16 protein-coding genes are annotated in these 21954 nt (G+C 67.8%); all 16 read left to right on the top strand.

What is annotated here, in order from left to right; genetic code table 11:
- Positions 1-48: 48 nt before the first annotated feature.
- The 16 genes from BCM27_RS15125 to BCM27_RS15050 all read left to right on the top strand — a co-directional run bounded on the left by BCM27_RS15125 (position 49) and on the right by BCM27_RS15050 (position 21954).
- Positions 49-228, top strand: a complete 180-nt coding sequence (locus tag BCM27_RS15125) for a tautomerase family protein (RefSeq protein WP_004021167.1) — start codon at positions 49-51, stop codon at positions 226-228.
- On the top strand, positions 225-1799 hold the full coding sequence (locus BCM27_RS15120) for an anthranilate synthase component I (protein ID WP_033203885.1): 1575 nt from the start codon (positions 225-227) through the stop codon (positions 1797-1799). Before BCM27_RS15125 ends, BCM27_RS15120 begins: the two co-directional genes overlap by 4 nt.
- Positions 1796-2599 (top strand): TIGR02234 family membrane protein, encoded by an 804-nt coding sequence (locus BCM27_RS15115; RefSeq protein ID WP_004019825.1) that lies wholly within the window; start codon positions 1796-1798, stop codon positions 2597-2599. The genes BCM27_RS15120 and BCM27_RS15115 overlap by 4 nt, the downstream gene beginning before the upstream one ends.
- Before the next feature lie 164 nt (positions 2600-2763).
- Positions 2764-3582: an indole-3-glycerol phosphate synthase TrpC gene (gene trpC / locus BCM27_RS15110; RefSeq protein ID WP_004019826.1), complete on the top strand. Its 819-nt coding sequence runs from the start codon at positions 2764-2766 to the stop codon at positions 3580-3582.
- Between the two features lie 61 nt (positions 3583-3643).
- Entirely contained in the window at positions 3644-4990 is a 1347-nt protein-coding gene (gene trpB / locus BCM27_RS15105; RefSeq protein ID WP_004019827.1) for a tryptophan synthase subunit beta, read from the top strand.
- Positions 4987-5796 carry a tryptophan synthase subunit alpha gene (gene trpA, locus BCM27_RS15100; RefSeq protein WP_004019828.1) on the top strand — a complete coding sequence of 270 codons (810 nt, stop codon included), beginning with the start codon at positions 4987-4989 and terminating at the stop codon, positions 5794-5796. Before trpB ends, trpA begins: the two co-directional genes overlap by 4 nt.
- Before the next feature lie 79 nt (positions 5797-5875).
- A complete protein-coding gene (gene lgt, locus BCM27_RS15095; protein WP_004019829.1) occupies positions 5876-7498 on the top strand; it encodes a prolipoprotein diacylglyceryl transferase in 1623 nt (540 codons plus the stop codon).
- Between the two features lie 294 nt (positions 7499-7792).
- Positions 7793-12364 carry a glutamate synthase large subunit gene (gene gltB / locus BCM27_RS15090; RefSeq protein WP_004019830.1) on the top strand — a complete coding sequence of 1524 codons (4572 nt, stop codon included), beginning with the start codon at positions 7793-7795 and terminating at the stop codon, positions 12362-12364.
- A complete protein-coding gene (locus BCM27_RS15085; protein WP_004019831.1) occupies positions 12357-13862 on the top strand; it encodes a glutamate synthase subunit beta in 1506 nt (501 codons plus the stop codon). Before gltB ends, BCM27_RS15085 begins: the two co-directional genes overlap by 8 nt.
- Before the next feature lie 169 nt (positions 13863-14031).
- Complete coding sequence (pyk, locus tag BCM27_RS15080) at positions 14032-15456, top strand: pyruvate kinase (RefSeq protein ID WP_004019832.1); 1425 nt, start codon at positions 14032-14034, stop codon at positions 15454-15456.
- A gap of 76 nt (positions 15457-15532) precedes the next feature.
- On the top strand, positions 15533-16411 hold the full coding sequence (locus BCM27_RS15075) for an acyl-CoA thioesterase (protein WP_004019833.1): 879 nt from the start codon (positions 15533-15535) through the stop codon (positions 16409-16411).
- A 24-nt stretch (positions 16412-16435) separates the two neighbouring features.
- Positions 16436-16942: a hypothetical protein gene (locus tag BCM27_RS15070; RefSeq protein WP_004019834.1), complete on the top strand. Its 507-nt coding sequence runs from the start codon at positions 16436-16438 to the stop codon at positions 16940-16942.
- Positions 16943-17162: 220 nt separating this feature from the next.
- Positions 17163-19148 carry an ABC transporter ATP-binding protein/permease gene (locus BCM27_RS15065; RefSeq protein ID WP_004019835.1) on the top strand — a complete coding sequence of 662 codons (1986 nt, stop codon included), beginning with the start codon at positions 17163-17165 and terminating at the stop codon, positions 19146-19148.
- Between the two features lie 108 nt (positions 19149-19256).
- The gene (locus BCM27_RS15060; RefSeq protein WP_004019836.1) at positions 19257-21086 is read left to right on the top strand and encodes an AMP-dependent synthetase/ligase; all 1830 of its coding nucleotides are present in this window, start codon (positions 19257-19259) and stop codon (positions 21084-21086) included.
- A 49-nt stretch (positions 21087-21135) separates the two neighbouring features.
- Complete coding sequence (locus BCM27_RS15055) at positions 21136-21606, top strand: DUF6325 family protein (RefSeq protein ID WP_004019837.1); 471 nt, start codon at positions 21136-21138, stop codon at positions 21604-21606.
- Positions 21607-21648: 42 nt separating this feature from the next.
- On the top strand, positions 21649-21954 hold the full coding sequence (locus BCM27_RS15050; RefSeq protein ID WP_004019838.1) for an SHOCT domain-containing protein: 306 nt from the start codon (positions 21649-21651) through the stop codon (positions 21952-21954).

Genomic DNA, 21954 nt, shown 5'->3' with positions numbered 1-21954 from the left:
CGCCCGGGAACTCGTCACAACTCGAGACCTTCGAAAGGCGGTGCGTCCATGCCCCTCATCCAGATCTCGCAGACGCCGGGACTGTCCGATCGCGTGAAACGCGAGACGATCGCCGCGGTCACCGAGGCCTACGCCAAGGCGACCGGCAAGAACCCCGATTCGGTCTGGGTGACGATCACGGAGGTTCCGCGTAATCAGTGGGGCGTCGGCGGCGAGCCGCTCGGATGACGTCCGGTACCGGCGCAGCGGCCGCCACGACGACTCTCGCGGAGTTCCTGGATCTCGCGCGCGATCACCGCGTGGTGCCGGTGACGCGCAAGGTCCTCGCCGACTCCGAGACGCCGCTGTCGGCGTACCGGAAGCTCGCGGGTGACCGTCCGGGGACCTTCCTGCTGGAATCCGCCGAGAACGGGCGATCCTGGTCCCGGTGGTCGTTCATCGGCGCCGGTGCGCCGTCGGCCCTGACCGTCGTCGACGGGCAGGCGCACTGGTGGGGGTCGGTGCCGGTCGGCGCACCCGAGGGCGGTGACGCGCTCGAGGTGCTGGCGGAGTCGCTGCGCGTCCTGCAGACCGACCCGCTGCCCGGGATGCCGCCGCTGACCGGAGGATTCGTCGGCTTCATGGCCTACGACATGGTCCGCAGGCTGGAACGTCTGCCCGAGACCACGGTCGACGACCTCGGCCTCCCCGACATGATGATGGTCCTGGCCACCGACCTCGCCGCGGTCGACCATCACGAGGGCACGATCACGCTCATCGCGAACGCGGTGAACTGGGACGGCTCCGACGACCGGGTGGAGCACGCCTACGCCGACGCCCTCGCCCGGCTCGATCGGATGACCGAGGCGCTCGCCGCACCAGCGCCGTCGACGGTGTCGACCTTCGACCGCCCGCGGCCCGAGTTCACCGCGCAACGCTCCCTCGCGGAGTACAGCGAGATCGTCACCGACCTGGTCGGTGAGATCGAGGCGGGCGAGGCCTTCCAGGTCGTGCCGTCGATGCGCTTCGAGATGGACTCCGACGCCGACCCCCTCGACGTGTACCGGGTACTGCGCGCCTCGAACCCGAGTCCGTACATGTATCTGCTGCGGATGCCCGGCACCGAGGAGCACAGCGACACCGGCTCGCCCGACGCGATCGCGCGCAAGCCGTTCACCATCGTCGGCAGCAGCCCCGAGGCACTCGTCACCGTGGCCGACGGGGTCGCGACCACGCATCCGATCGCGGGTACACGCTGGCGCGGCGCGACCGAGGAAGAAGACCACCTGCTCGGCAAGGGGCTGATCGAGGACGAGAAGGAGAACGCCGAACACCTGATGCTGGTCGACCTCGGCCGCAACGACCTCGGCCGCGTGTGCGTGCCCGGCACGGTCAAGGTCAGCGACTACCGGCACATCGAGCGCTACAGCCACGTCATGCATCTCGTCTCGACCGTGTCGGGAACCCTCCGCGACGACAAGCACGCCCTCGACGCCGTGACGGCCTGTTTCCCGGCCGGAACGCTCACCGGGGCCCCGAAGGTGCGGGCGATGGAACTCATCGACGAACACGAGATGACCCGCCGGGGTCTGTACGGCGGGATCGTGGGCTACATCGACTTCGCCGGCAACGCCGACACCGCCATCGCGATCCGCACCGCGCTGCTCGCACGCGGCAAGGCGTTCGTGCAGGCCGGCGGCGGCGTGGTCGCCGACAGTGAGCCCGAGTACGAATACAACGAGGCGCGTAACAAGGCGACCGCGGTGCTCAACGCCGTCGCCGCCGCCTCGACGATGCGACGGGTGGGTGAGACCTCATGACCTCTGCCGAACCAGGAACCGGGCCCGACGCCGAGACGACGCGCCGCAGGTCCGTCCGCCGCCTGCAGGTCATCGCGGCGCTGCTGATGGCGGCCGCCGCGGCCGCCTTCTGGGGGGCGAGCCGGATGACCTGGGCCACCGTCTCGGCCGAGGACGGGTTGTCCCCGCAGCGCGCGTTCGAGGTCAACGGCGGGGACTGGAGTCCCTGGCTCACCCCGCTGGCACTGGTCTACCTGGCGGGCATCCTCGCGGCGCTGTCGGTGCGCGGGTGGGCCCTTCGAGTCGTCGCGATCCTGGTCGCGGTGGGCGGCGTCCTGGCCGCCTTCCCGGCGATCTCGCTGATCACCGGCGGCGCCGACTCGGACTATGCGGCGGACGCGGGCAGCATTCCCGATCGCTACGTGGTGCTCTACGTCGACACCAACACCCTGGCGGCCCTCCTCGTCCTCGCCGGCACCCTCTGTGCCGTCGGCGCGGCGGTGGCCCTGATGCGTGTCGCGAAGGGCGCCACCCGATCGTCGAAGTACACCACCCCGGCCGCGCGGCGCGAGGAGATCGAGACCGAGATCTTCGCCGACTACGAGCGTCGCAAGGCCACCGAGGCACACTCCGGGACGACGCCGACCGGGACGGCCGGGACCGGAGCCGCCGGGTCCGGGAAACCGGGGTCCGGGGACGACGCCGACTCGGCGGAACCGACGGCGGATCCGACGCCGCCGGGCGCCAACGAACGCATGATGTGGGACGCGCTCGACACCGGAATCGATCCGACCGACCCCACCGATCCCGACCGTCGCTGACCCGTGCCCGGAGACCGGGTGCGCGGGATCACTCCTCCGACACCGGGGCCGGCGGAGTACCCACCGGCGGGGCGAGGTCACAGATGGGCCAACCCGGCCGCACCCGGCCCGGACCGCCCGTCTACCCTGAGATCACACGTCGAGAGAGAAGGGAGCAAGTCGCTGTGAGCGTGCCCAACGTTCTCGAATCGATCATCGAGGGAGTGAAAGCCGACGTCGCGGCTCGTGAGGCCGTGGTCGACTTCGCGTCGGTCAAGGCGGCCTCGGCCAAGGCTCCCGCACCCAAGGATGCGCTGGCGGCGCTGCGCCAGCCCGGCATCGGCGTCATCGCCGAGGTCAAGCGCGCGAGCCCGTCGAAGGGCGAGCTCGCCAGCATCGGCGACCCAGCCGAACTCGCCCGCGCATACGAAGAGGGTGGTGCACGCATCATCAGCGTGCTCACCGAGGAGCGCCGGTTCCGCGGTTCGCTCGCCGACCTCGACGCGGTTCGTGCGGCCGTGGACATCCCGGTCCTGCGCAAGGACTTCATCGTCGGCACCTATCAGATCCACGAGGCCCGCGCCCACGGAGCCGATGTCATCCTGCTGATCGTCGCCGCCCTCGAGCAGAACGTGCTCGCCTCGCTCCTCGACCGCACCGAGAGCCTGGGTATGACCGCACTCGTCGAGGTGCACACCGAGGAAGAGGCCAGCCGTGCTCTCGAAGCCGGGGCCTCGGTCGTCGGCGTCAATGCCCGCAATCTCAAGACCCTGCAGGTCGAGCGCGACACGTTCTCGCGTATCGCGCCCGGTCTGCCGACCGAGACCATCCGCATCGCCGAGTCGGGTGTGCGCGGCACCGCCGATCTGCTGGCGTACGCCGGTGCCGGCGCGGATGCGGTACTCGTCGGTGAAGGTCTCGTCACGAGTGGTGACCCGCGTGCCGCGGTCCGTGAGCTCGTCACCGCGGGCACTCACCCCTCGTGCCCGAAACCTGTTCGCTGACAATTCGTCCGGGCCGAAGTCGGTCCGCGTGATCTGTCGGCCCGATCGTCTGTGAGTTGAAGTGACCGCTCATCCTGATTCCGCCCGTACCGATGCCGCCGGGGCCGCGCCGCTGCCCACCGCGAGCGTGGGACTGACGACCCGGAGCTCCATCGAACCCGACGAGCACGGGCACTTCGGTGTGTACGGCGGTCGCCATGTCCCCGAGGCGTTGATGGCCGTCATCGACGAGGTCACCACCACGTTCCAGAAGGTCCGCGCCGACGACGATTTCCTCGCCGAACTCGACCGTTTGCAGCGCGATTACGCCGGACGTCCGTCTCCGCTGTACGAGGCGCAGCGGTTGTCCGAGTTCGCGGGCGGGGCGCGCATCTTCCTCAAGCGCGAGGACCTGAACCACACCGGTTCACACAAGATCAACAACGTTCTCGGACAAGCACTCCTGGCCCAGCGGATGGGCAAACACCGCATCATCGCCGAGACCGGTGCGGGCCAGCACGGGGTCGCCACCGCCACCGCGTGCGCGCTCCTCGGCCTCGAGTGCGTGATCTACATGGGCCGGGTCGACACGGACCGGCAGGCGCTCAACGTCGCCCGCATGCGTCTCCTCGGCGCCGAGGTGATCGCCGTCGACAACGGCTCGGCGACCCTGAAGGACGCGATCAACGAGGCCATGCGTGACTGGGTCACCAACGCGCACAACACGTATTACTGCTTCGGCACCGCAGCCGGGCCGCACCCGTTCCCGGTCATGGTGCGCGATCTGCAGCGCATCGTCGGGCTCGAGGCCCGTGTTCAGATCCTGGAGAAGGCCGGACGCCTGCCCGACGCGGTGACCGCTTGTGTCGGTGGCGGTTCCAACGCGATCGGCATCTTCCATCCGTTCATCGACGACCAGAGTGTCCGGCTCGTCGGTTTCGAGGCGGCCGGCGACGGCGTCGAGACCGGCCGTCACGCTGCGACATTCACCGGCGGAACCCCCGGCGCTTTCCAGGGCGCCTACTCGTATCTGTTGCAGGACGAGGACGGACAGACCATCGAATCCCATTCGATCTCGGCGGGTCTGGACTATCCGGGCGTCGGTCCGGAGCACGCTTACCTCAAGGACACCGGACGCGCGGAGTACCGGCCGATCACCGACACCGAGGCGATGGACGCGCTCGCGCTGCTCAGCCGCCGCGAGGGCATCATCCCCGCGGTGGAATCGGCCCATGCGGTCGCCGGCGCACTGAAACTCGGGCAGGAGCTGGGGGAGGGCGCGATCATCGTCGTCAGCCTCTCCGGCCGCGGCGACAAGGACGTGGACACCGCCGCACGCTGGTTCGGATTGTTCGACGCCCCGCCGTCGCAGGACGAGGCCACCCTGTCGGAGTCGTCGGACGTCCAGAAACCCGGAGAGCAGGCATGAGCACCCAGTCGATCCCGTCGAAGCTCGGCCCCGTGTTCGACCGATGCCGCGAGGAGGGTCGCAGTGCGCTGATCGGCTATCTCCCGGTCGGTTTCCCGACGGTCGAGGAGTCGCTGATCTCGTTCCGGACCATGGTCGACGCCGGTTGCGACATCATCGAGGTCGGGGTGCCCTACTCCGACCCGGTGATGGACGGCCCGACCATCCAGGATGCCGCCGACCAGGCGCTGACCAACGGCGTGCGCGTCCGCGACGTGTTCACCGCGGTCGAGGCCATCACCTCCGCAGGTGGCAACGCAGTGGTGATGAGCTACTGGAACCCGGTCCTCAAGTATGGCGTCGAGAACTTCGCCCGCGATCTGGCAGCGGCCGGCGGCGCGGGGCTGATCACCCCGAACCTGATCCCCGAAGAGGGTGCGCAGTGGCACGAGGCCGCCGATCGGCACGGTCTCGATCGCATCTATCTGGTCGCGCCGTCGTCGACGACCGAGCGCATCGCCCTCACCGTCGACGCATCTCGCGGTTTCGTCTACGCGGCGTCCACGATGGGCGTGACCGGCGCGCGGGATGCGGTGTCGGACATGGCCCCCGAGCTGTGTGCCCGGGTTCGCGAGTACTCCGACATCCCGATCGGCGTCGGACTCGGCGTGCGCAACCGTGAGCAGGCGGCGCAGATCGCATCCTACGCCGACGGTGTGATCGTCGGGTCGGCGTTGGTGACCGCGGCGAACGCCGGCCAGGACCGGCTGGCCTCCCTGGTCGCCGAGCTGGCCGAGGGCGTCCGCTCGCGTCGCGCGACGGTCTGATCCGAGCTCTCGTTCCTGATCGGCCCGGCGGGTCCGGTCGACGAGGGGAGCGGTGCTGCCGGTCGGCTAGGGTGGCAGCGTGATCGCGCCGACCTCGACGATGCTGGCCTACCTCCCCAGTCCGCCCCAGGGCGTGTGGGACATCGGCCCCTTTCCGCTCCGCGCGTATGCGCTCTGCATCATCGTCGGCATCGTCGTCGCGGTCTGGTGGGGCAACCGCCGGTGGATGGCGCGCGGTGGCCAGGACGGCGAGGTTCTCGACGTCGCGATCTGGGCCGTGCCGTTCGGTCTCGTCGGTGGCCGGCTCTATCACCTCATCACCGACTGGAAGACGTATTTCGGCGCCGACGCCCTCAAGGAACCGATCGACGCCCTGAAGATCTGGGACGGCGGTCTCGGTATCTGGGGCGCGGTCGCGCTCGGTGCGGTCGGTGCGTGGATCGGCGCTCGTCGACGCGGAATCCGCCTGCCCGCCTTCGGCGACGCCATCGCACCGCCGATCCTGTTGGCGCAGGCCATCGGTCGAGTCGGCAACTACTTCAATCAGGAGCTCTACGGTCGCGAGACCACCCTGCCGTGGGGTCTCGAGATCTACGAACGTCAGAACGCCGCCGGGTACTCCGACCCCGGGCTGATCGACGGCGTCTCCAACGGGGTCGTGGTCGCCGTCGTCCACCCGACCTTCCTCTACGAGCTGCTGTGGAACGTTCTCATCGTCGTCCTCCTCGTGGTCGTCGACCGATACTTCCGCATCGGACACGGCCGGCTGTTCGCGCTGTACGTCGCGGGCTACTGCCTCGGCCGGTTCTTCGTGGAACTGCTCCGCGACGACCGAGCCGCCGTCGCCAACGACATCGCGGGCATCCGGCCGAACCTGTTCACCGCGGCGCTGGTGTTCCTCGCCGCCGTCATCTACTTCGTGGTCGCGCCCAAGGGACGCGAACAGGGACTGGAGATGTACCACGACGACCGTGCCGCCGAACTCGCGGAACAGGGCGTGGCCGGCTACGTCGACGACTGGTACGACGAGGACGCCGAACCGGAGACCACGTCGACGGTCGTTGCCGGCGGGGTCGCGACGAGTGCGTCGGGGTCGTCGCTGTTCGAGGCCGACGGTCCGGACCGATCCGCCGGAACCCCGGTGGTCGACGACGAGGCCGTCGCGGGCGGCACCGCCGACGGCAGCGACGACAGCGATGACACCGTGTCCGCTGAAGCCGCGTCCGATGCGGCAGGGCCGGGCGCGACCGAGTCGGAGCCCGAGGAATCCGCACCGGCTGCGGACGCAGCGGAGCCGGAGACCGAGGTGTCGGACACCGCGACCTCGCCGGATACCGCGGTGGACGAATCGGATACCGATGGATCCGATGCTGCCGAGGCCACCGCCACCGACGACGACGCCACCGACAACGCCGACGCGCCCGACAACACCGCCACCGACAACGCCGACGCACCCGACAACACCGCCACCGACGCCGCCGTGGCCGACGACCCGGCAAGCGATGACGACCCGGCCGGCGACGATGACCCGGCCGGCGATGACGACCCGGTCGGCGATGACACGCCGGCCCCGGAGCCCGACACCGTCGACGAGGCCGGCGCCGACTCCGACACGAACGTGCCGGACGGTCCGGATTCCGTCGACCCGGTGGACCCCTGGGACGACGCGGATCCCGGCACCACCGGCGGGGGCAGGTCCTGAACCCTGGACCCTGCCACGGTCCGATCCGGGGACCTCGTGGCCGTGGTCGCCTTCATCACAGGTCTCGGCCGACGACTCCTCCCGGGGTGTTCGGCTAGGATCGGAATCTCACGGTGCGCGATCCCTCCGCCCGGTACCGACCGTTCCAGAGCACGCGATCAGCTCAACGGTTCTGACTCAGCCCGGTACCGATCTCGGCACGGTCGTTCGTACGCCGCGCAATGCTCCACGGGCCAGTGCTGTCCCAATGGACACTCAGCAGCGAACCGATCTCCGGTTCGAGTGGAGGTAGTGATGCTGTTTTCTGCGCTCCCGGCCAAGCAGGGTTTGTACGACCCGGAGGCCGAGGTCGACTCGTGTGGCGTCGCCATGGTCACCGACATCCACGGTCGCCGTTCGCATTCGATCGTCGCCGATGGTCTGCTCGCACTGGAGAACCTCGAGCACCGCGGTGCCGCCGGGGCGGAGACCAACAGCGGTGACGGTGCGGGAATCCTGATCCAGCTTCCCGACGAGCTGCTGCGCGCCACCGTCGACTTCGACCTCCCCGAGCCCGCCGCGGACGGGTCGAACGCCTACGCCGCGGGAACGTGCTTCCTGCCGATGGACCCCGACCTCCGCCGGGCCGCGATCGATCGGGTCGAGACCCTCGCCGCCGACGAGGGCATCACCGTCCTGGGCTGGCGTGATCTCCCCGTGGACCACGAACACGCCGACGTCGGCGGGACCGCCGTCGCATGCATGCCGTACATGATGCAGCTGTTCGTCACCGTCGACCCGGCCCCCGGTGCCGAACGGATCGCCGGGCTGGCCCTCGATCGATACATCTACCCGTTCCGCAAGCAGGCCGAACGGGTGACCGCGGACATCGAGGAGGCGGGTACCGGCCTGTACTTCCCGTCGCTGTCGAGTCGCACGATGGTCTACAAGGGCATGCTCACCACGATGCAGCTGCCGCTGTATTACGAGGATCTGCGAGATGACCGCTGCCTCAGCGCGATCGCCATCGTCCACTCGCGTTTCTCCACCAACACCTTCCCGTCGTGGCCGCTCGCGCATCCCTTCCGGTTCGTGGCGCACAACGGCGAGATCAACACCGTGCGCGGCAACCGGAACCGGATGCGGGCCCGCGAGGCCCTCCTCGAGACCGATCTGATCCCGGGAGATCTCAAGCGCGCGTTCCCGATCTGCACCCCCGAGGCCTCCGACTCGGCATCGTTGGACGAGGTCCTGGAACTGCTGCACCTCGGCGGCCGCGACGTCCACCACGCGGTGATGATGATGGTTCCCGAAGCGTGGGAGAATGTGCCGGACATGGACCCCCGTCGTCGGGCGTTCCTGCAGTTCAACGCATCGCTGATGGAGGCGTGGGACGGACCGGCGTGCGTCACCTTCACCGACGGCACGGTCGTCGGCGCGGTGCTCGACCGCAACGGCCTGCGCCCCGGCCGGTGGTGGCAGACACGCGACGGCCGCGTCATCCTCGCGTCCGAATCCGGTGTCCTGGACGTCCCGGTGGACGAGGTGATCAGCAAGGGCCGCCTCGAACCCGGTCGCATGTTCCTCGTCGACACCGCGCAGGGCCGGATCATCCCCGATGAGGAGCTCAAGAGTGAGCTGATGAACGCCGAGGCCTACGACGAGTGGTTGCACGCCGGGCTCCTCGACATCGCGACGCTGCCCGATCGGCCCGTCTTCCAGCCCAACCACGACACCGTCGTCCGCCGTCAGATCTCCTTCGGCTACACCGAGGAAGACCTGCGCGTGCTCCTGACCCCGATGGCGGCGTCGGGTTACGAACCGCTCGGGTCGATGGGCACCGACACCCCGGTCGCGGTCCTGTCGCAGCGGTCCCGGCTGCTCTACGACTACTTCGTCGAGCTGTTCGCCCAGGTCACCAACCCGCCGCTGGATGCGATCCGCGAGGAGATCGTCACGTCGATGAGTCGCGTCATGGGTCCGGAGCAGAACCTGCTCCGGCCGACCGCGGCGTCGTGCCGCCAGATCATGGTGCACTGGCCGGTGCTGGACAACGCCGAACTGGCCAAGCTCGTGCACATCGACGACGACGGCGACAATCCCGGTCTGTCGGCGAAGGTGCTCCGCGCACTGTACGAGGTGTCCGAAGGAGGCGCGGGTCTCGCGGCGGCCCTCGAGGATCTGCGCCGGCGGGCCAGTCAGGCGATCGCCGAGGGACACACGACCCTGGTGATCTCGGATCGGCTGACCGACTCCGAGCACGCCCCCATCCCGTCGCTGCTGGCCACCTCGGCCGTGCACCACCACCTGGTGCGTACCAAGGAGCGGACCAGGGTCGCGCTGGTGGTGGAGTCGGGCGACGCCCGCGAGGTCCACCACATCGCCACCCTCATCGGGTTCGGTGCGGCCGCGGTCAACCCCTACCTCGCGCTGGAGACGATCGAGGACCTGATCGCCGAGGGCGAGCTGACCGGCGTGACACGCGCCAAGGCGATCGGCAACTATCTCGAGGCGCTCGGCAAGGGAGTGTTGAAGGTGATGAGCAAGATGGGCATCTCCACCATCAGCTCCTACACCGCCGCACAGGCTTTCGAGGCCGTGGGATTGTCGTCGGAGGTGGTGCGGGAGTACTTCACCCGGACGGTCTCGCGCATCGAGGGCGTCGGACTCGACGAACTGGCCGAGGAGGTGCGTATCCGCCACCACCGGGCCTTCCCGGAGAATCCCACCGAGCAGGTCTACCGTCGGCTGGAGGTCGGCGGCGAATACCAGTACCGCCGTGAGGGCGAGCTCCACCTCTTCTCGCCCGAGACCATCTTCCTGCTGCAGCACGCCACCAAGACCGGCCGGGCCGAGATCTTCCGGAAGTACTCCGACGAGGTCGACCGGCTCTCGCGCGAGGGTGGCACCCTCCGCGGACTGTTCGAGTTCGATCTCGATGCGCGCGAACCGATCCCGCTCGACGAGGTGGAACCGGTCGAGGAGATCATGAAGCGCTTCAACACCGGCGCGATGAGCTACGGTTCGATCTCCGCGGAGGCGCACGAGACCATCGCGATGGCGATGAACAGGATCGGCGGCCGCTCGAACTCGGGGGAGGGCGGCGAGGACGTGGATCGTCTCTACGATCCCGAACGACGCAGTGCGGTCAAACAGGTCGCATCCGGCCGGTTCGGCGTGACGAGTGACTATCTGATCAACGCCACCGACATCCAGATCAAGATGGCGCAGGGAGCCAAACCCGGTGAAGGCGGCCAACTCCCGGCCTACAAGGTGTATCCGTGGATCGCCAAGACCCGGCACTCGACGCCGGGTGTGGCGTTGATCTCGCCACCGCCGCACCACGACATCTACTCGATCGAGGATCTCGCACAACTGATCCACGACCTGAAGAACGCGAACTCGCAGGCGCGCATCCACGTGAAGCTCGTCAGCGCGGTCGGTGTGGGGACGGTCGCGACCGGGGTGTCGAAGGCGCACGCCGACGTGGTCCTGATCTCCGGGCACGACGGCGGGACCGGCGCATCGCCCCTCACCTCCCTGAAGCACGCCGGTACGCCGTGGGAGATCGGCCTCGCCGACGCCCAGCAGACGTTGATGCTCAACGGCCTGCGCGACCGCATCACGGTGCAGTGCGACGGTGCGCTGCGCACCGGCCGCGACGTCATCACCGCGGCCCTGCTCGGAGCCGAGGAGTACGGCTTCTCCACCGCGCCCCTGATCGTCGCGGGGTGCATCATGATGCGTGTGTGCCACCTGGACACGTGCCCCGTCGGCGTCGCGACACAGAATCCGCAGCTCCGGTCGCGGTTCACCGGACAGGTGGACCACCTGGTGAACTTTTTCCGGTTCATCGCCGAAGACGTCCGGGAGTACCTGGCGCGGTTGGGCTATCGCACTCTCGACGATGCGATCGGGCAGTCACAGCGACTGCATACCGACACCGCGGTGGCGCATTGGAAGTCCGCGGGCCTCGACTTGAGCCCGATCTTCCGCAAGGTGGCGGACAAGGGCCCGAGTCGCCGGGTGCGGGGCCAGGAACACGGCCTCGACCGTGCGCTCGACCAAACCCTGATCCAGCTCGCCGAGGGCGCACTCGAGGACGCGCACCCGGTGACCCTGGAACTACCGGTGCGCAACGTGAACCGGACGGTCGGCACGCTCCTCGGTTCGGAGGTGACGCGTCGGTACGGGGCCGACGGCCTCGCCGATGACACGATCACGGTTCGGCTCCATGGCTCGGCCGGACAGTCGCTGGGTGCATTCCTGCCGCCCGGCGTCACGATCCGGTTGACCGGTGACACCAACGACTACGTCGGAAAGGGGCTGTGCGGCGGCAAGATCATCGTCGCCCCCAACCCCGATGCGCTGTTCGTCGCCGAAGACCAGGTCATCGCCGGCAACACGATCCTCTACGGCGCGACATCGGGTGAGGTGTATCTCAGAGGCCGTGTGGGTGAACGGTTCTCGGTACGCAACTCCGGCGCGACGGCCATCGTCGAAGGGGTGGGCGATCACGCCTGCGAGTACATGACCGGCGGCCGGGTGGTCGTCCTCGGGCCGACCGGACGGAACCTCGCGGCGGGCATGTCCGGTGGTATCGCGTTCGTGCACGATCTCGATCAGGCGAAGGTGAACATGGCCATGGTCGAACTCCTGCGTCCCGACCCGGAGGACCTGGCCTGGCTCAAGCGCACCGTCGCGACGCACACCGAACTGACCGGTTCCGCGATCGGCGCGTCGATCCTGGCCGACTGGCCCCGACGCTGCCTCGCGTTCACCAAGGTGATGCCCACCGATTACAAGCGTGTCCTCGACGCGGCCCGGATGGCCGAAGCCGAAGGACGCGACGTCGATTCAGCGATCATGGAGGCGGCACGTGGCTGATCCGCGCGGATTCCTGGAAGTCCCGAAGAAAGAGGCGAAGTACCGGCCCGTCGCCGAACGGGTCCACGACTGGGACGACGTCTACGAGCACGCCGACAACCCGATCAAGGTTCTCGACGAGGTCAGCGGGCAGGCCCGCCGCTGTATGGACTGCGGTATCCCGTTCTGCCACTCCGGCACCGCCGGGTGCCCGCTCGGCAACCTCATCCCGGAGTGGAACGACCTGGTCCGGCGCGGCCGGTGGGATGCGGCGAGCAGCAGGCTCCACGCGACCAACAACTTCCCGGAGTTCACCGGGATGGTGTGCCCCGCGCCGTGCGAGGCCGCATGCGTGCTGTCGATCTCCGAACCGGCCACCGGCGGCAGCGTGACCATCAAGCGCATCGAGAAGACGATCGCCTACGAATCGTGGGCCGAGGGCATTATCGGGCCCGAGCGTCCCGAGTCCACCACCGGCAAGTCGGTGGGGGTCGTCGGGTCCGGCCCGGCGGGACTCGCTGCGGCACAACAGCTCACCCGGGCCGGCCACGATGTCACCGTCTACGAGCGCGACGACCGTCTCGGTGGGTTGCTGCGTTACGGCATCCCGGAGTACAAGCTGCAGAAGTCCGACATCGACCGGCGCATCGCCCAGATGCGCGCGGAGGGAACGACGTTCGTGACCAACTGCGACGTGGGGACGGACCTGTCGGTCGCCGACCTGCGCGCGACCCACGACGCGGTGGTGCTGGCCATCGGTGCGATGGAGGCGCGCGACAACCCGGTGCCGGGTCGGGAACTGAACGGCATCCACCTCGCCATGGAGCATCTCGTGCCCGCCAACAAGGAGTGCGAGGGCGACGGCCCGGCGGCCATCACCGCGGCGGGCAAGCACGTCGTGATCATCGGCGGCGGCGACACCGGAGCCGACTGTCTGGGTACGGCGCACCGCCAGGGTGCGGCCTCGGTCGTGCAACTCGATTACAACCCAGAACTGCCCGGGGAGCGCGACGACGAACGGTCGCCGTGGCCTACGTGGCCGCTCATCATGCGGACCTCCAGCGCGCACGACGAGGGCGGAGATCGGTTGCACCAGGTCGCGGTGCAACGGTTCGAGGGTGACGACGCAGGCAACGTCACGACCATGGTGCTCGCCGAGGTGGAGGTGATCCGGGACGCCGACGGTCGCCGGGAGATCACGCCGGTGAGTGAGGAATTCGAGATCCCTTGTGAGCTGGCGTTGTTCGCGATCGGCTTCGCCGGCGTGCGCGGCGGCCCGCTGCTGACCGGACTGGAGATCGAACCGAACCGTCGCGGCGTCATCTCGTGCGGGAGTGACTGGCAGACCGACGCACCGGGCGTCTTCGTCTGCGGTGACGCCCACCGCGGCGCCTCGCTGGTGGTGTGGGCGATCGCGGAGGGCCGGTCGACCGCGCGTGCGGTGGACGAGTTCCTCGTCGGCGAATCGGATCTGCCCTCACCGGTCCGGCCGGCATCCCTGCCGCTGTCCGTCCGCTGATCGCCCTGGCGCCCCGCGGTCTCCGCCGAACACGCGCGGCCGCAACAAGTTAAGTAAATTTCATACTCGGCGGTAGCGGCCCGCCACCAGCGGTAACAGTTGGTGGCGGGCCGATGAGGAGTCGACGGCGACATGGAGATGCACCCTCGAGGAGGACTAAGGTGTTCTTGTGACACGCCGAACCAAGATCGTTTGCACCCTGGGCCCGGCCACCGCGAGCGACGAGCGTCTGAAAGAGCTCGTCGAAAGCGGCATGGACGTGGCCCGAATGAACTTCAGCCACGGTACGCATGAGGACCATGCGGCCGTCTATGCGCGCGTCCGCAAGGCGTCGGACACCACCGAGAAGGCCGTCGGCGTCCTCGCCGATCTCCAGGGACCCAAGATCCGGCTCGGCCGTTTCGACGGCTGCGACGGCTCGACCGTCTGGGAGACCGGCGAACAGGTACGCATCACCATCGACGACGTCGTGGGTGACCACGATCGGGTCTCGACCACCTACAAACAACTCGCCGAGGACGCGAGCCCCGGAGATCGGCTGCTCGTCGACGACGGCAAGGTCGGCCTCGCGGTGTCCGCGGTCGAGGGCAACGACGTCGTGTGCACCGTGACCGAGGGTGGACCGGTCAGCAACAACAAGGGACTCTCGCTTCCCGGGATGAGTGTCTCGGTGCCCGCGATGTCGGAGAAGGACATCGCCGACCTCGAATTCGCGCTTGGGCTCGGCGTGGACATGGTCGCGCTGTCCTTCGTGCGCAGTCCGTCCGACATCGAACTGGTCCACGAGGTGATGGATCGCGTGGGCCGCCGGGTCCCGGTCATCGCGAAACTCGAGAAGCCCGAGGCCATCGAGAACCTCGAGGCCATCGTCCTCGCCTTCGACGCGATCATGGTCGCCCGTGGCGACCTGGGCGTCGAGCTACCGCTCGAGCAGGTACCGCTGGTGCAGAAGCGGGCCATCCAGATGGCCCGCGAGAACGCCAAGCCGGTCATCGTCGCCACGCAGATGCTCGACTCCATGATCGAGAACTCGCGCCCGACCCGCGCCGAGGCATCCGACGTCGCCAACGCGGTCCTCGACGGCGCCGACGCGGTCATGCTGTCGGGGGAGACCTCGGTGGGCAAGCATCCGCTCGAGACGGTGCGCACCATGGACCGCATCTGCCGCGCGGTCGAGACCGGCCCCCGCGACGTTCCGCCGCTGTCCCACGTGCCGCGCACCAAGCGCGGCGTCATCTCCTACGCTGCGCGCGACATCGGCGAACGCCTCGAGGTGAAGGCGCTGGTGGCGTTCACGCAGTCCGGCGACACCGTTCGCCGGCTGGCACGTCTGCACTCGCGACTGCCGCTGCTGGCATTCACCCCCACACAGGCGGTACGCAGCCAGCTCGCCCTGAGCTGGGGCACCGAGACGTTCATCGTCGACCACGTCGACACGACCGACCACATGATCGACCAGGTCGACCATCAGCTGCTGCGTATCGGCCGCCTCAGCGAGGGCGACGTCGTGGTGATCGTCGCCGGCGCACCGCCCGGGACGGTCGGTTCGACCAACCTCATCCACGTGCACCGGATCGGCGAGCAGGACCACTGAGGTCGTCCGCTCCGGCTCGGGGCGGTGCACGACGCCGTCGCGGCCGGGTTCGAGACACACCATTAGGGTGTGAGGCATGACCGTGGAACAGGCCGGCGATCTCGGCAAGCTGCTCGCGTTGCTCGACGTCGAACGTCAGGGCGAGGACCTGTTCATCGGGCACCATCCCGAACAGGTCACCGCCAGGACGTTCGGCGGGCAGTTGCTCGGACAGGGGGTTGTCGCGGCGGCGCGCAGCCTGAGCCGCGGCAACCCGCCCATCCACGCCCTGCACGCGCACTTCATCCGCGGCGGTGACGTCACCAAACCGATGGAGTATCACGTTGATCGGTTCCGCGACGGGAGGTCGTTCGCCAATCGCCAGGTGACGGCGAAGCAGGACGGCGAAGAGATCTTCACGATGCTGGTCGCCTTCCAGGACAACACGTCCGGGCTCGAACACGCGGTGGAGATCCCGAACGTGCCCTACCCGGAGGAATTGCCCACTCTCGGTGAGCATTTCAAGGGTTACGAAGACCGCATCGCCACCTTTGTGAATGCGTTGCACCCCATCGACATCCGCTTCGCGAACGATCCGAGCTGGAAGGCGAAGGACGCGGGGGAGAAGCTGACCGACAACCGGGTGTGGATGAAGGCCGACGGCACGATGCCCGACGACCCCGTGATGCACGTCGCCGCAATGTGTTACGCCTCGGACACCACGGTGCTCGACTCGATCATCACCACCCACGGCCTCTCCTGGGGCATGGATCGGTTGTTCGCCGCGACCGTCAATCACTCGATGTGGTTCCACCGCGAGTTCCGGTTCGACGACTGGCTGCTCTACGCGACCCGGTCGCCGGTCGCCACCGGGTCACGCGGAATGGGCTCGGGTCGATTCTGGATGCGCGACGGCACTCTCGCGACATCGGTCGTGCAGGAGGCGCTCATCAAGTACTTCCCGCCCAAGAAGTGACCCTGCAGGTCTGAGGGGGAGCTGATGGACCAGGGGAGAACCACCGCCGAACCGCCACACCGAGCCGCCCACGAGATGTGGCTCGACCCCGGTCCGGCGCTGCCGCGGCGGACGTGGCAGCGGCGCACGCGGGTTCCGGTCATCGTCACGACCTCGATCGCGATGATCGTCTTCGCGGTCATCGTGGGAGTCGCAGTCATCGCCGGCCTCCTGACGACGCCGGTGTTCACGGCCAAGGGCGGGGTGGTCGCGGACTGTTCGACCGAGGTCGCCGCGGTGCCGGGTGGGGGCACGCTGGCCCGCGGCGCGCCGGTCCTCCTCTACGACGCCGCCGGCGGCCAGGTGGCCACGACCACGCTGTCGGTGTTCCTCCGGGCCGACGACGGTTGCCGGCTCACCTTCGAGGTGAGCGGTGTCGAGTACACCGACGCCGGTTATGTGGTGACCGTCGGGGACGCCGACGATCGTTTCTCGGAATCGATCTCGACCGCCGCCCTCCAGCAGGGCGCGGTCCTCCGGCCACTGGGCTGAGACACCGGATCGCGGACGAAACCCGACAATCCACGCGTCCGCCGACACCGCTCCGCGAGACGCCCGTGCGGTTGTCCGGACACCGGGTGAACGGCGGGTTAAACTGCGCCGGATCATCATCGGAGTTCCCGAACCCGTTGCGGCGGCCGGAACCTCGATGACACCGATCGGCGATGGTGAACCGGGATGCCCGTCGTGGCGTCCGTAGCGAGGAGAGTGCGTGGAGTACAGCATCGACTGGGGCAACGAGGTGTGGGCCAGTCTGAAATGGTTGGCCATCGCGTTCGCGATCTCCGCCGTGGCGGTCCTCGTGATCGGTTATCTGCTGGTCCGGTTCAGCAGATGGGGTCGCCCGCTGTGGCGGGTCATAGGCGGGTTCTTCACCGGACGCGATACGCGGGTTGCGGCCTGGGGTCTCGCCGTCGTGCTCACTCTGCTGGCACTGCTCGGTGTGCGTGTCACAGTGTTGTTCTCGTACTTCAGCAACGATTTGTTCACCTCTCTCCAGACAGCAGGTGAGGGTTTAGCCGCCGGCGGGCCCCAAGGGGCAGAGATGCTCGAGGTAGGGGAGCAGGCCTTTTGGCATTCGATGGCTGTGTTCGGCATTCTCGCGACCATCCATGTGGTTCGCACGATGGTCGAGATCTACGTCGGTGCTGCGTTCGAGATCCGGTTACGCTACTGGCTCACCGAAGGAGCCACCGCGGACTGGATGGCAGGCCGCGCGTTCTACCGGAATCGTTTCGTGGACCTGAGCGCAGGGTTGCTGCGCCGCAGGCGGTTCGGGCGTGGAAAATCTGATCCGCATCGCAAGTCGGTCGACATCCACCCGGGTGTGGACAACCCCGACCAACGTATCGAGGCCGACATCACCACTGTTGTGTCATCGGGTTCGTCGTTGTTCTGGGGCGGTGGTGGGTCGTCGACAAACGGTGTCCTTCCGGCGTGTGCGTCGATCGTGTCGTTTGCGATCGTGCTCTGGGGCCTGTCCGGCCCGCTGACAGTTTTCGGTGTCGAGATCCCGCGAATGATGATGTGGCTTGTGCTGGTCTACGTTCTCATCGCCAGCGTGGTCGCCTTCGCGATCGGCCGACCGCTGATCCGACTGAATTTCTGGCGCGAACGCCTGACCGCGAACTTCCGTTACGCACTGGTCCGGGTTCGCGATGGCGCCGAGAACGTCGCCTTCTACAGTGGCGAGCGCGTCGAACACAACAACTTGATGACCCGCTTTCGTGCCGTCGTCAAAAACTTCTGGCAGATCATCTACGTCCAGCTGGCCTTTGTCGGCTGGAACTTCAGTATCACCCAACTGTCGGTTGTCTTCCCGTACCTTGTGCAGGCGCCGCGCTTCTTCGACGGGCAGATCAAACTCGGCGACGTATCGCAGACGTCGTCGGCTTTCGCCGAGATGCACGACGCGCTCTCGTTCTTCCGGAACGCCTATGACGATTTCACTGTCCTGCGCGCGTCGATCATCCGTCTCGACGGACTCGCCGACGCCGATTCGCGCTCGCGTGACCTGCCCGAGGTGACGACCGTGGATCGGGAACGCGCCGTAGCGTTGTCGGACATCGACGTCAAGACTCCGACGGGCGACGATCTCATCAGTGCGCTCACCCTGTCACTCGCTCCCGGCGCAGCCCTCGTCGTCAAGGGACGGTCGGGGTCGGGCAAGACCACGTTGCTTCGCGGCCTGGCCGGATTGTGGCCGTTCATCGATGGCGAGTTCGCCCGGCCGCCAGGCGAACACACCCTGTTCCTGTCGCAGATGCCCTACATCCCGCTGGGGGACCTGCGGACCGCGGTCGCCTACCCGGCGCTACCCGACGACGTCGGGGACGAGGCCATCAAGGCGGCGCTGGAGAAGGTGTTCCTCCCGCACCTCGTCGGCCGGCTCCACGATGAGGAGGACTGGGTCAAGGTGCTCTCGCCGGGCGAGCAGCAGCGCGTAGCGTTCGCTCGTATCCTCCTCACCCGTCCGCAGGCCGTGTTCATGGACGAGGCGACCTCGGCGGTCGACGAGGGTCTGGAGTTCTCGCTGTACTCGCTGATCCGCACGGAGCTGCCGGAGACGATTCTGGTCTCGGTCAGTCACCGCAGCACGACCGATCAGCATCACACGGACCTGCTCGAACTGACTGGCGGCGGAGGCTGGAACCTCGAGTCGCTGACACACGGTCCTTCGCTCGACAAACAGTTCTGATCTGGGATTTTTGCCAACCGGTTACCGTTCGGCGGAACCGGTCGTGACACCCGTCCTCACTCGCTACTGTGACGTACGACACATCACTCCGGCAAGTCGAGGACTCTCATGACCGCTGCAGAGACCATCACGTTTCCCCACCAGACCGGCGTCGCCGTCGCGACGCTTCCCGCCGCGTTCCAGCAGACGATCACCGTGCGCCCCGACGCCATCGCGCTCCGCACCGTCGGCGGGTCGCAGGAGATCACCTGGGCCGAGTACGCGCGCCGGGTGGAGGCCATCGCCGGGGGTCTCGCGGCGTTGGGCGTCAAGCGCGGCGACACCGTCGGGATCATGCTGACCAACCGTCCGGAGTTCCATCTGGTGGACGCCGCCGCGCTCCACCTCGGCGCGATTCCGTTCTCGATCTACAACACGAGTTCGCCGGAACAGATCGAGTATCTCTTCGGGAACGCGGAGAACTCCGTCGTCGTCACCGAGCAGGTGTTCCTCCCAGTGCTCACCGCAGCGAACACCGCGGTGTCCAGGACGGTCGTCGTCGACGGAGTGGCCACGGGTGCCGTCTCACTCGCCGACGTCGAACAGACGCCGGCGCCGGAGGGTTTCGACTTCACCGCGTCGTGGCAGGCGGTGCAGCCCGACGACCTGGCCACCCTGATCTACACCTCGGGTACCACAGGTCCGCCCAAGGGTGTCGAGATCACCCATCGCAACATCGTCGCCGAGATGGCTGCGCTCGCCGAGATCGTGCAGGCGGGTTTCGACGACCGTGCCATCTCGTACCTGCCCGCGGCGCACATCGCCGACCGCGTGTCGTCGCACGCGGCCAACATGATGCGCGGTATCCAGATCACCACTGTGCCCGATCCCCGCGAGATCGCCGCCGCACTTCCCGACGTTCACCCGACCTTCTTCTTCGGCGTGCCGAGGGTGTGGCAGAAGATCCGCGCGGGCATCGAGGCCAAGCTGGCCGAGGAGTCCAGTCCGGTGAAGAAGGCGCTCGCGGGCTGGGCGTTCGGAGTCGGGGCGTCGACGGCGCAGGCTCGGGTCGAGGGCAAGAAATCGGGTGGCCTCGCGCACGGCCTCGCGGACCGTCTGGTGTTGCACAAGGTCCGCACGGCACTGGGGCTGGATCAGGTCTCCTTCGCCGGCTCGGGTGCCGCCGCGATTCCGCCCGAGGTCCTGAAATTCTTCCTGGGACTCGGTATCCCGGTGCTCGAGGTCTGGGGGATGTCGGAGACAACCGGCGTCTCGACGATGACGACCAGCGACAATCTCCGGATCGGTACCGTGGGCACTCCGGTACGCGGCATGGAGGTGAAACTCGCCGACGACGGTGAACTCCTCGTCCGGGGGCCGGTGGTGATGCGCGGTTATCGCAAACAGCCCGACAAGACCGCCGAGACCATCGATGCCGACGGATGGCTGTCGACGGGTGACATCGCGACGATCGACGACGACGGGAATGTCACCATCGTGGACCGCAAGAAAGAACTCATGATCAACGAGTCCGGAAAGAACATGTCGCCCACCAATATCGAGAACGCGATGAAGGCGGCGTCGTCGCTCATCGGTCAGGTGGCCGCGATCGGCGACGCCCGGCCCTATGTGTCGGCACTCGTGGTGCTCGATCCGGATGCCGCCGCCGCGCGTGCCAAGAAGCTCGATCTCTCCGGCGCCGATCTGACCGAGTTGTCCTCACATCCTGAGGTGGTGGACGAGGTTGCGGTGGCAATTCGTGCCGGGAATCAGTCACTGTCCCGCGTGGAGCAGGTCAAGCGTTTTACGATCGTGCCGACCGCCTGGGACCCCGGCGGCGACGAGCTCACCCCGACGATGAAGTTGCGCCGCAAGCCGATTGCGATAAAGTACGCGAACGAGATCGGTGAGCTGTATCAGGTGCAACCCGGACGGTCGGTGGTCGACCTGCGGTCGTGATCGGGGCCTCGATGAGGTCACATCGCCGGCATGAGACAGGGAGAAGGAATTGGACGACCAAGCAGGTGTCGACCAGACGGCCGATCGCGAACTCGGACCCATCGACTACATCGTGGTCGAGTGGACGGGCAAGCAGCCGACTGGTGAGGCACTTCCACATCTGATCGATCTGATCGACCGCGGGATCGTGCGGCTGATCGACATCGTCTTCATCACCAAGGACGCCGACGGAACAGTCGCCCGGCTCGAGATCAACTCCCTCGGCGCGGATTTCGCGATCTTCGACGGCGCGGCGACCTCCTTGCTCGACGATTCCGACCTCGCGGAGGCGGCCACGGTGATCGATCCGGGGTCGAGCGCGGCGGTCCTCGTGTGGGAGAACGCATGGGCTGCTCCGTTCGCCACGGCCGTCCGAAAAGGGGGTGGACAGCTCGTCGCTTCGGGACGGATACCGGTGAACGCCTTGCTCGCCCAACTCGATGCCGCCGACGCGGCGACCCCGGCCGCGCCGACCGCGTAGCCGCCACCTCGACAACCGACCTGAATCTCGAGAGGACAGAACATGCCAGGACTTCTTCGCGGTGTCGCCCGCACCGCGGTCATCTCCGGCACCGCGACAGCGGTGAGCAACCGGGTGTCCCGTCGCCAGGCCAGCCGGTGGGCACAACAAGGTGCCGCACAGGACCCGCAGCAGCAGTATGCCCAGCCCCAGTACTCCCAGCCGCCTCAACAACCGCCCCAGCAAGCGCCCACGCCGAGCCCGACGGACACGATCTCGGCGCTCAAGGAGCTCGGCGCGCTCTACCAGCAGGGCATCCTCACCGAGGCCGAGTTCGCCGCGCAGAAGGCGAAGATCCTGGGGACCTGA

Source organism: Gordonia terrae, from assembly GCF_001698225.1.
Taxonomy (GTDB): domain Bacteria; phylum Actinomycetota; class Actinomycetes; order Mycobacteriales; family Mycobacteriaceae; genus Gordonia; species Gordonia terrae.
Note: the sequence above shows the minus strand (reverse complement) of the source record. Positions and strands in the feature narration are given on the sequence as shown.

Coding starts and splice junctions, on each gene's coding strand:
- BCM27_RS15125 (WP_004021167.1), top strand. CDS start 49: ATGCCCCTCATCCAGATCTCGCAGACGCCGGGACTGTCCGATCGCGTG.
- BCM27_RS15120 (WP_033203885.1), top strand. CDS start 225: ATGACGTCCGGTACCGGCGCAGCGGCCGCCACGACGACTCTCGCGGAG.
- BCM27_RS15115 (WP_004019825.1), top strand. CDS start 1,796: ATGACCTCTGCCGAACCAGGAACCGGGCCCGACGCCGAGACGACGCGC.
- trpA (WP_004019828.1), top strand. CDS start 4,987: ATGAGCACCCAGTCGATCCCGTCGAAGCTCGGCCCCGTGTTCGACCGA.
- gltB (WP_004019830.1), top strand. CDS start 7,793: ATGCTGTTTTCTGCGCTCCCGGCCAAGCAGGGTTTGTACGACCCGGAG.
- BCM27_RS15075 (WP_004019833.1), top strand. CDS start 15,533: ATGACCGTGGAACAGGCCGGCGATCTCGGCAAGCTGCTCGCGTTGCTC.
- BCM27_RS15070 (WP_004019834.1), top strand. CDS start 16,436: ATGGACCAGGGGAGAACCACCGCCGAACCGCCACACCGAGCCGCCCAC.
- BCM27_RS15060 (WP_004019836.1), top strand. CDS start 19,257: ATGACCGCTGCAGAGACCATCACGTTTCCCCACCAGACCGGCGTCGCC.
- BCM27_RS15050 (WP_004019838.1), top strand. CDS start 21,649: ATGCCAGGACTTCTTCGCGGTGTCGCCCGCACCGCGGTCATCTCCGGC.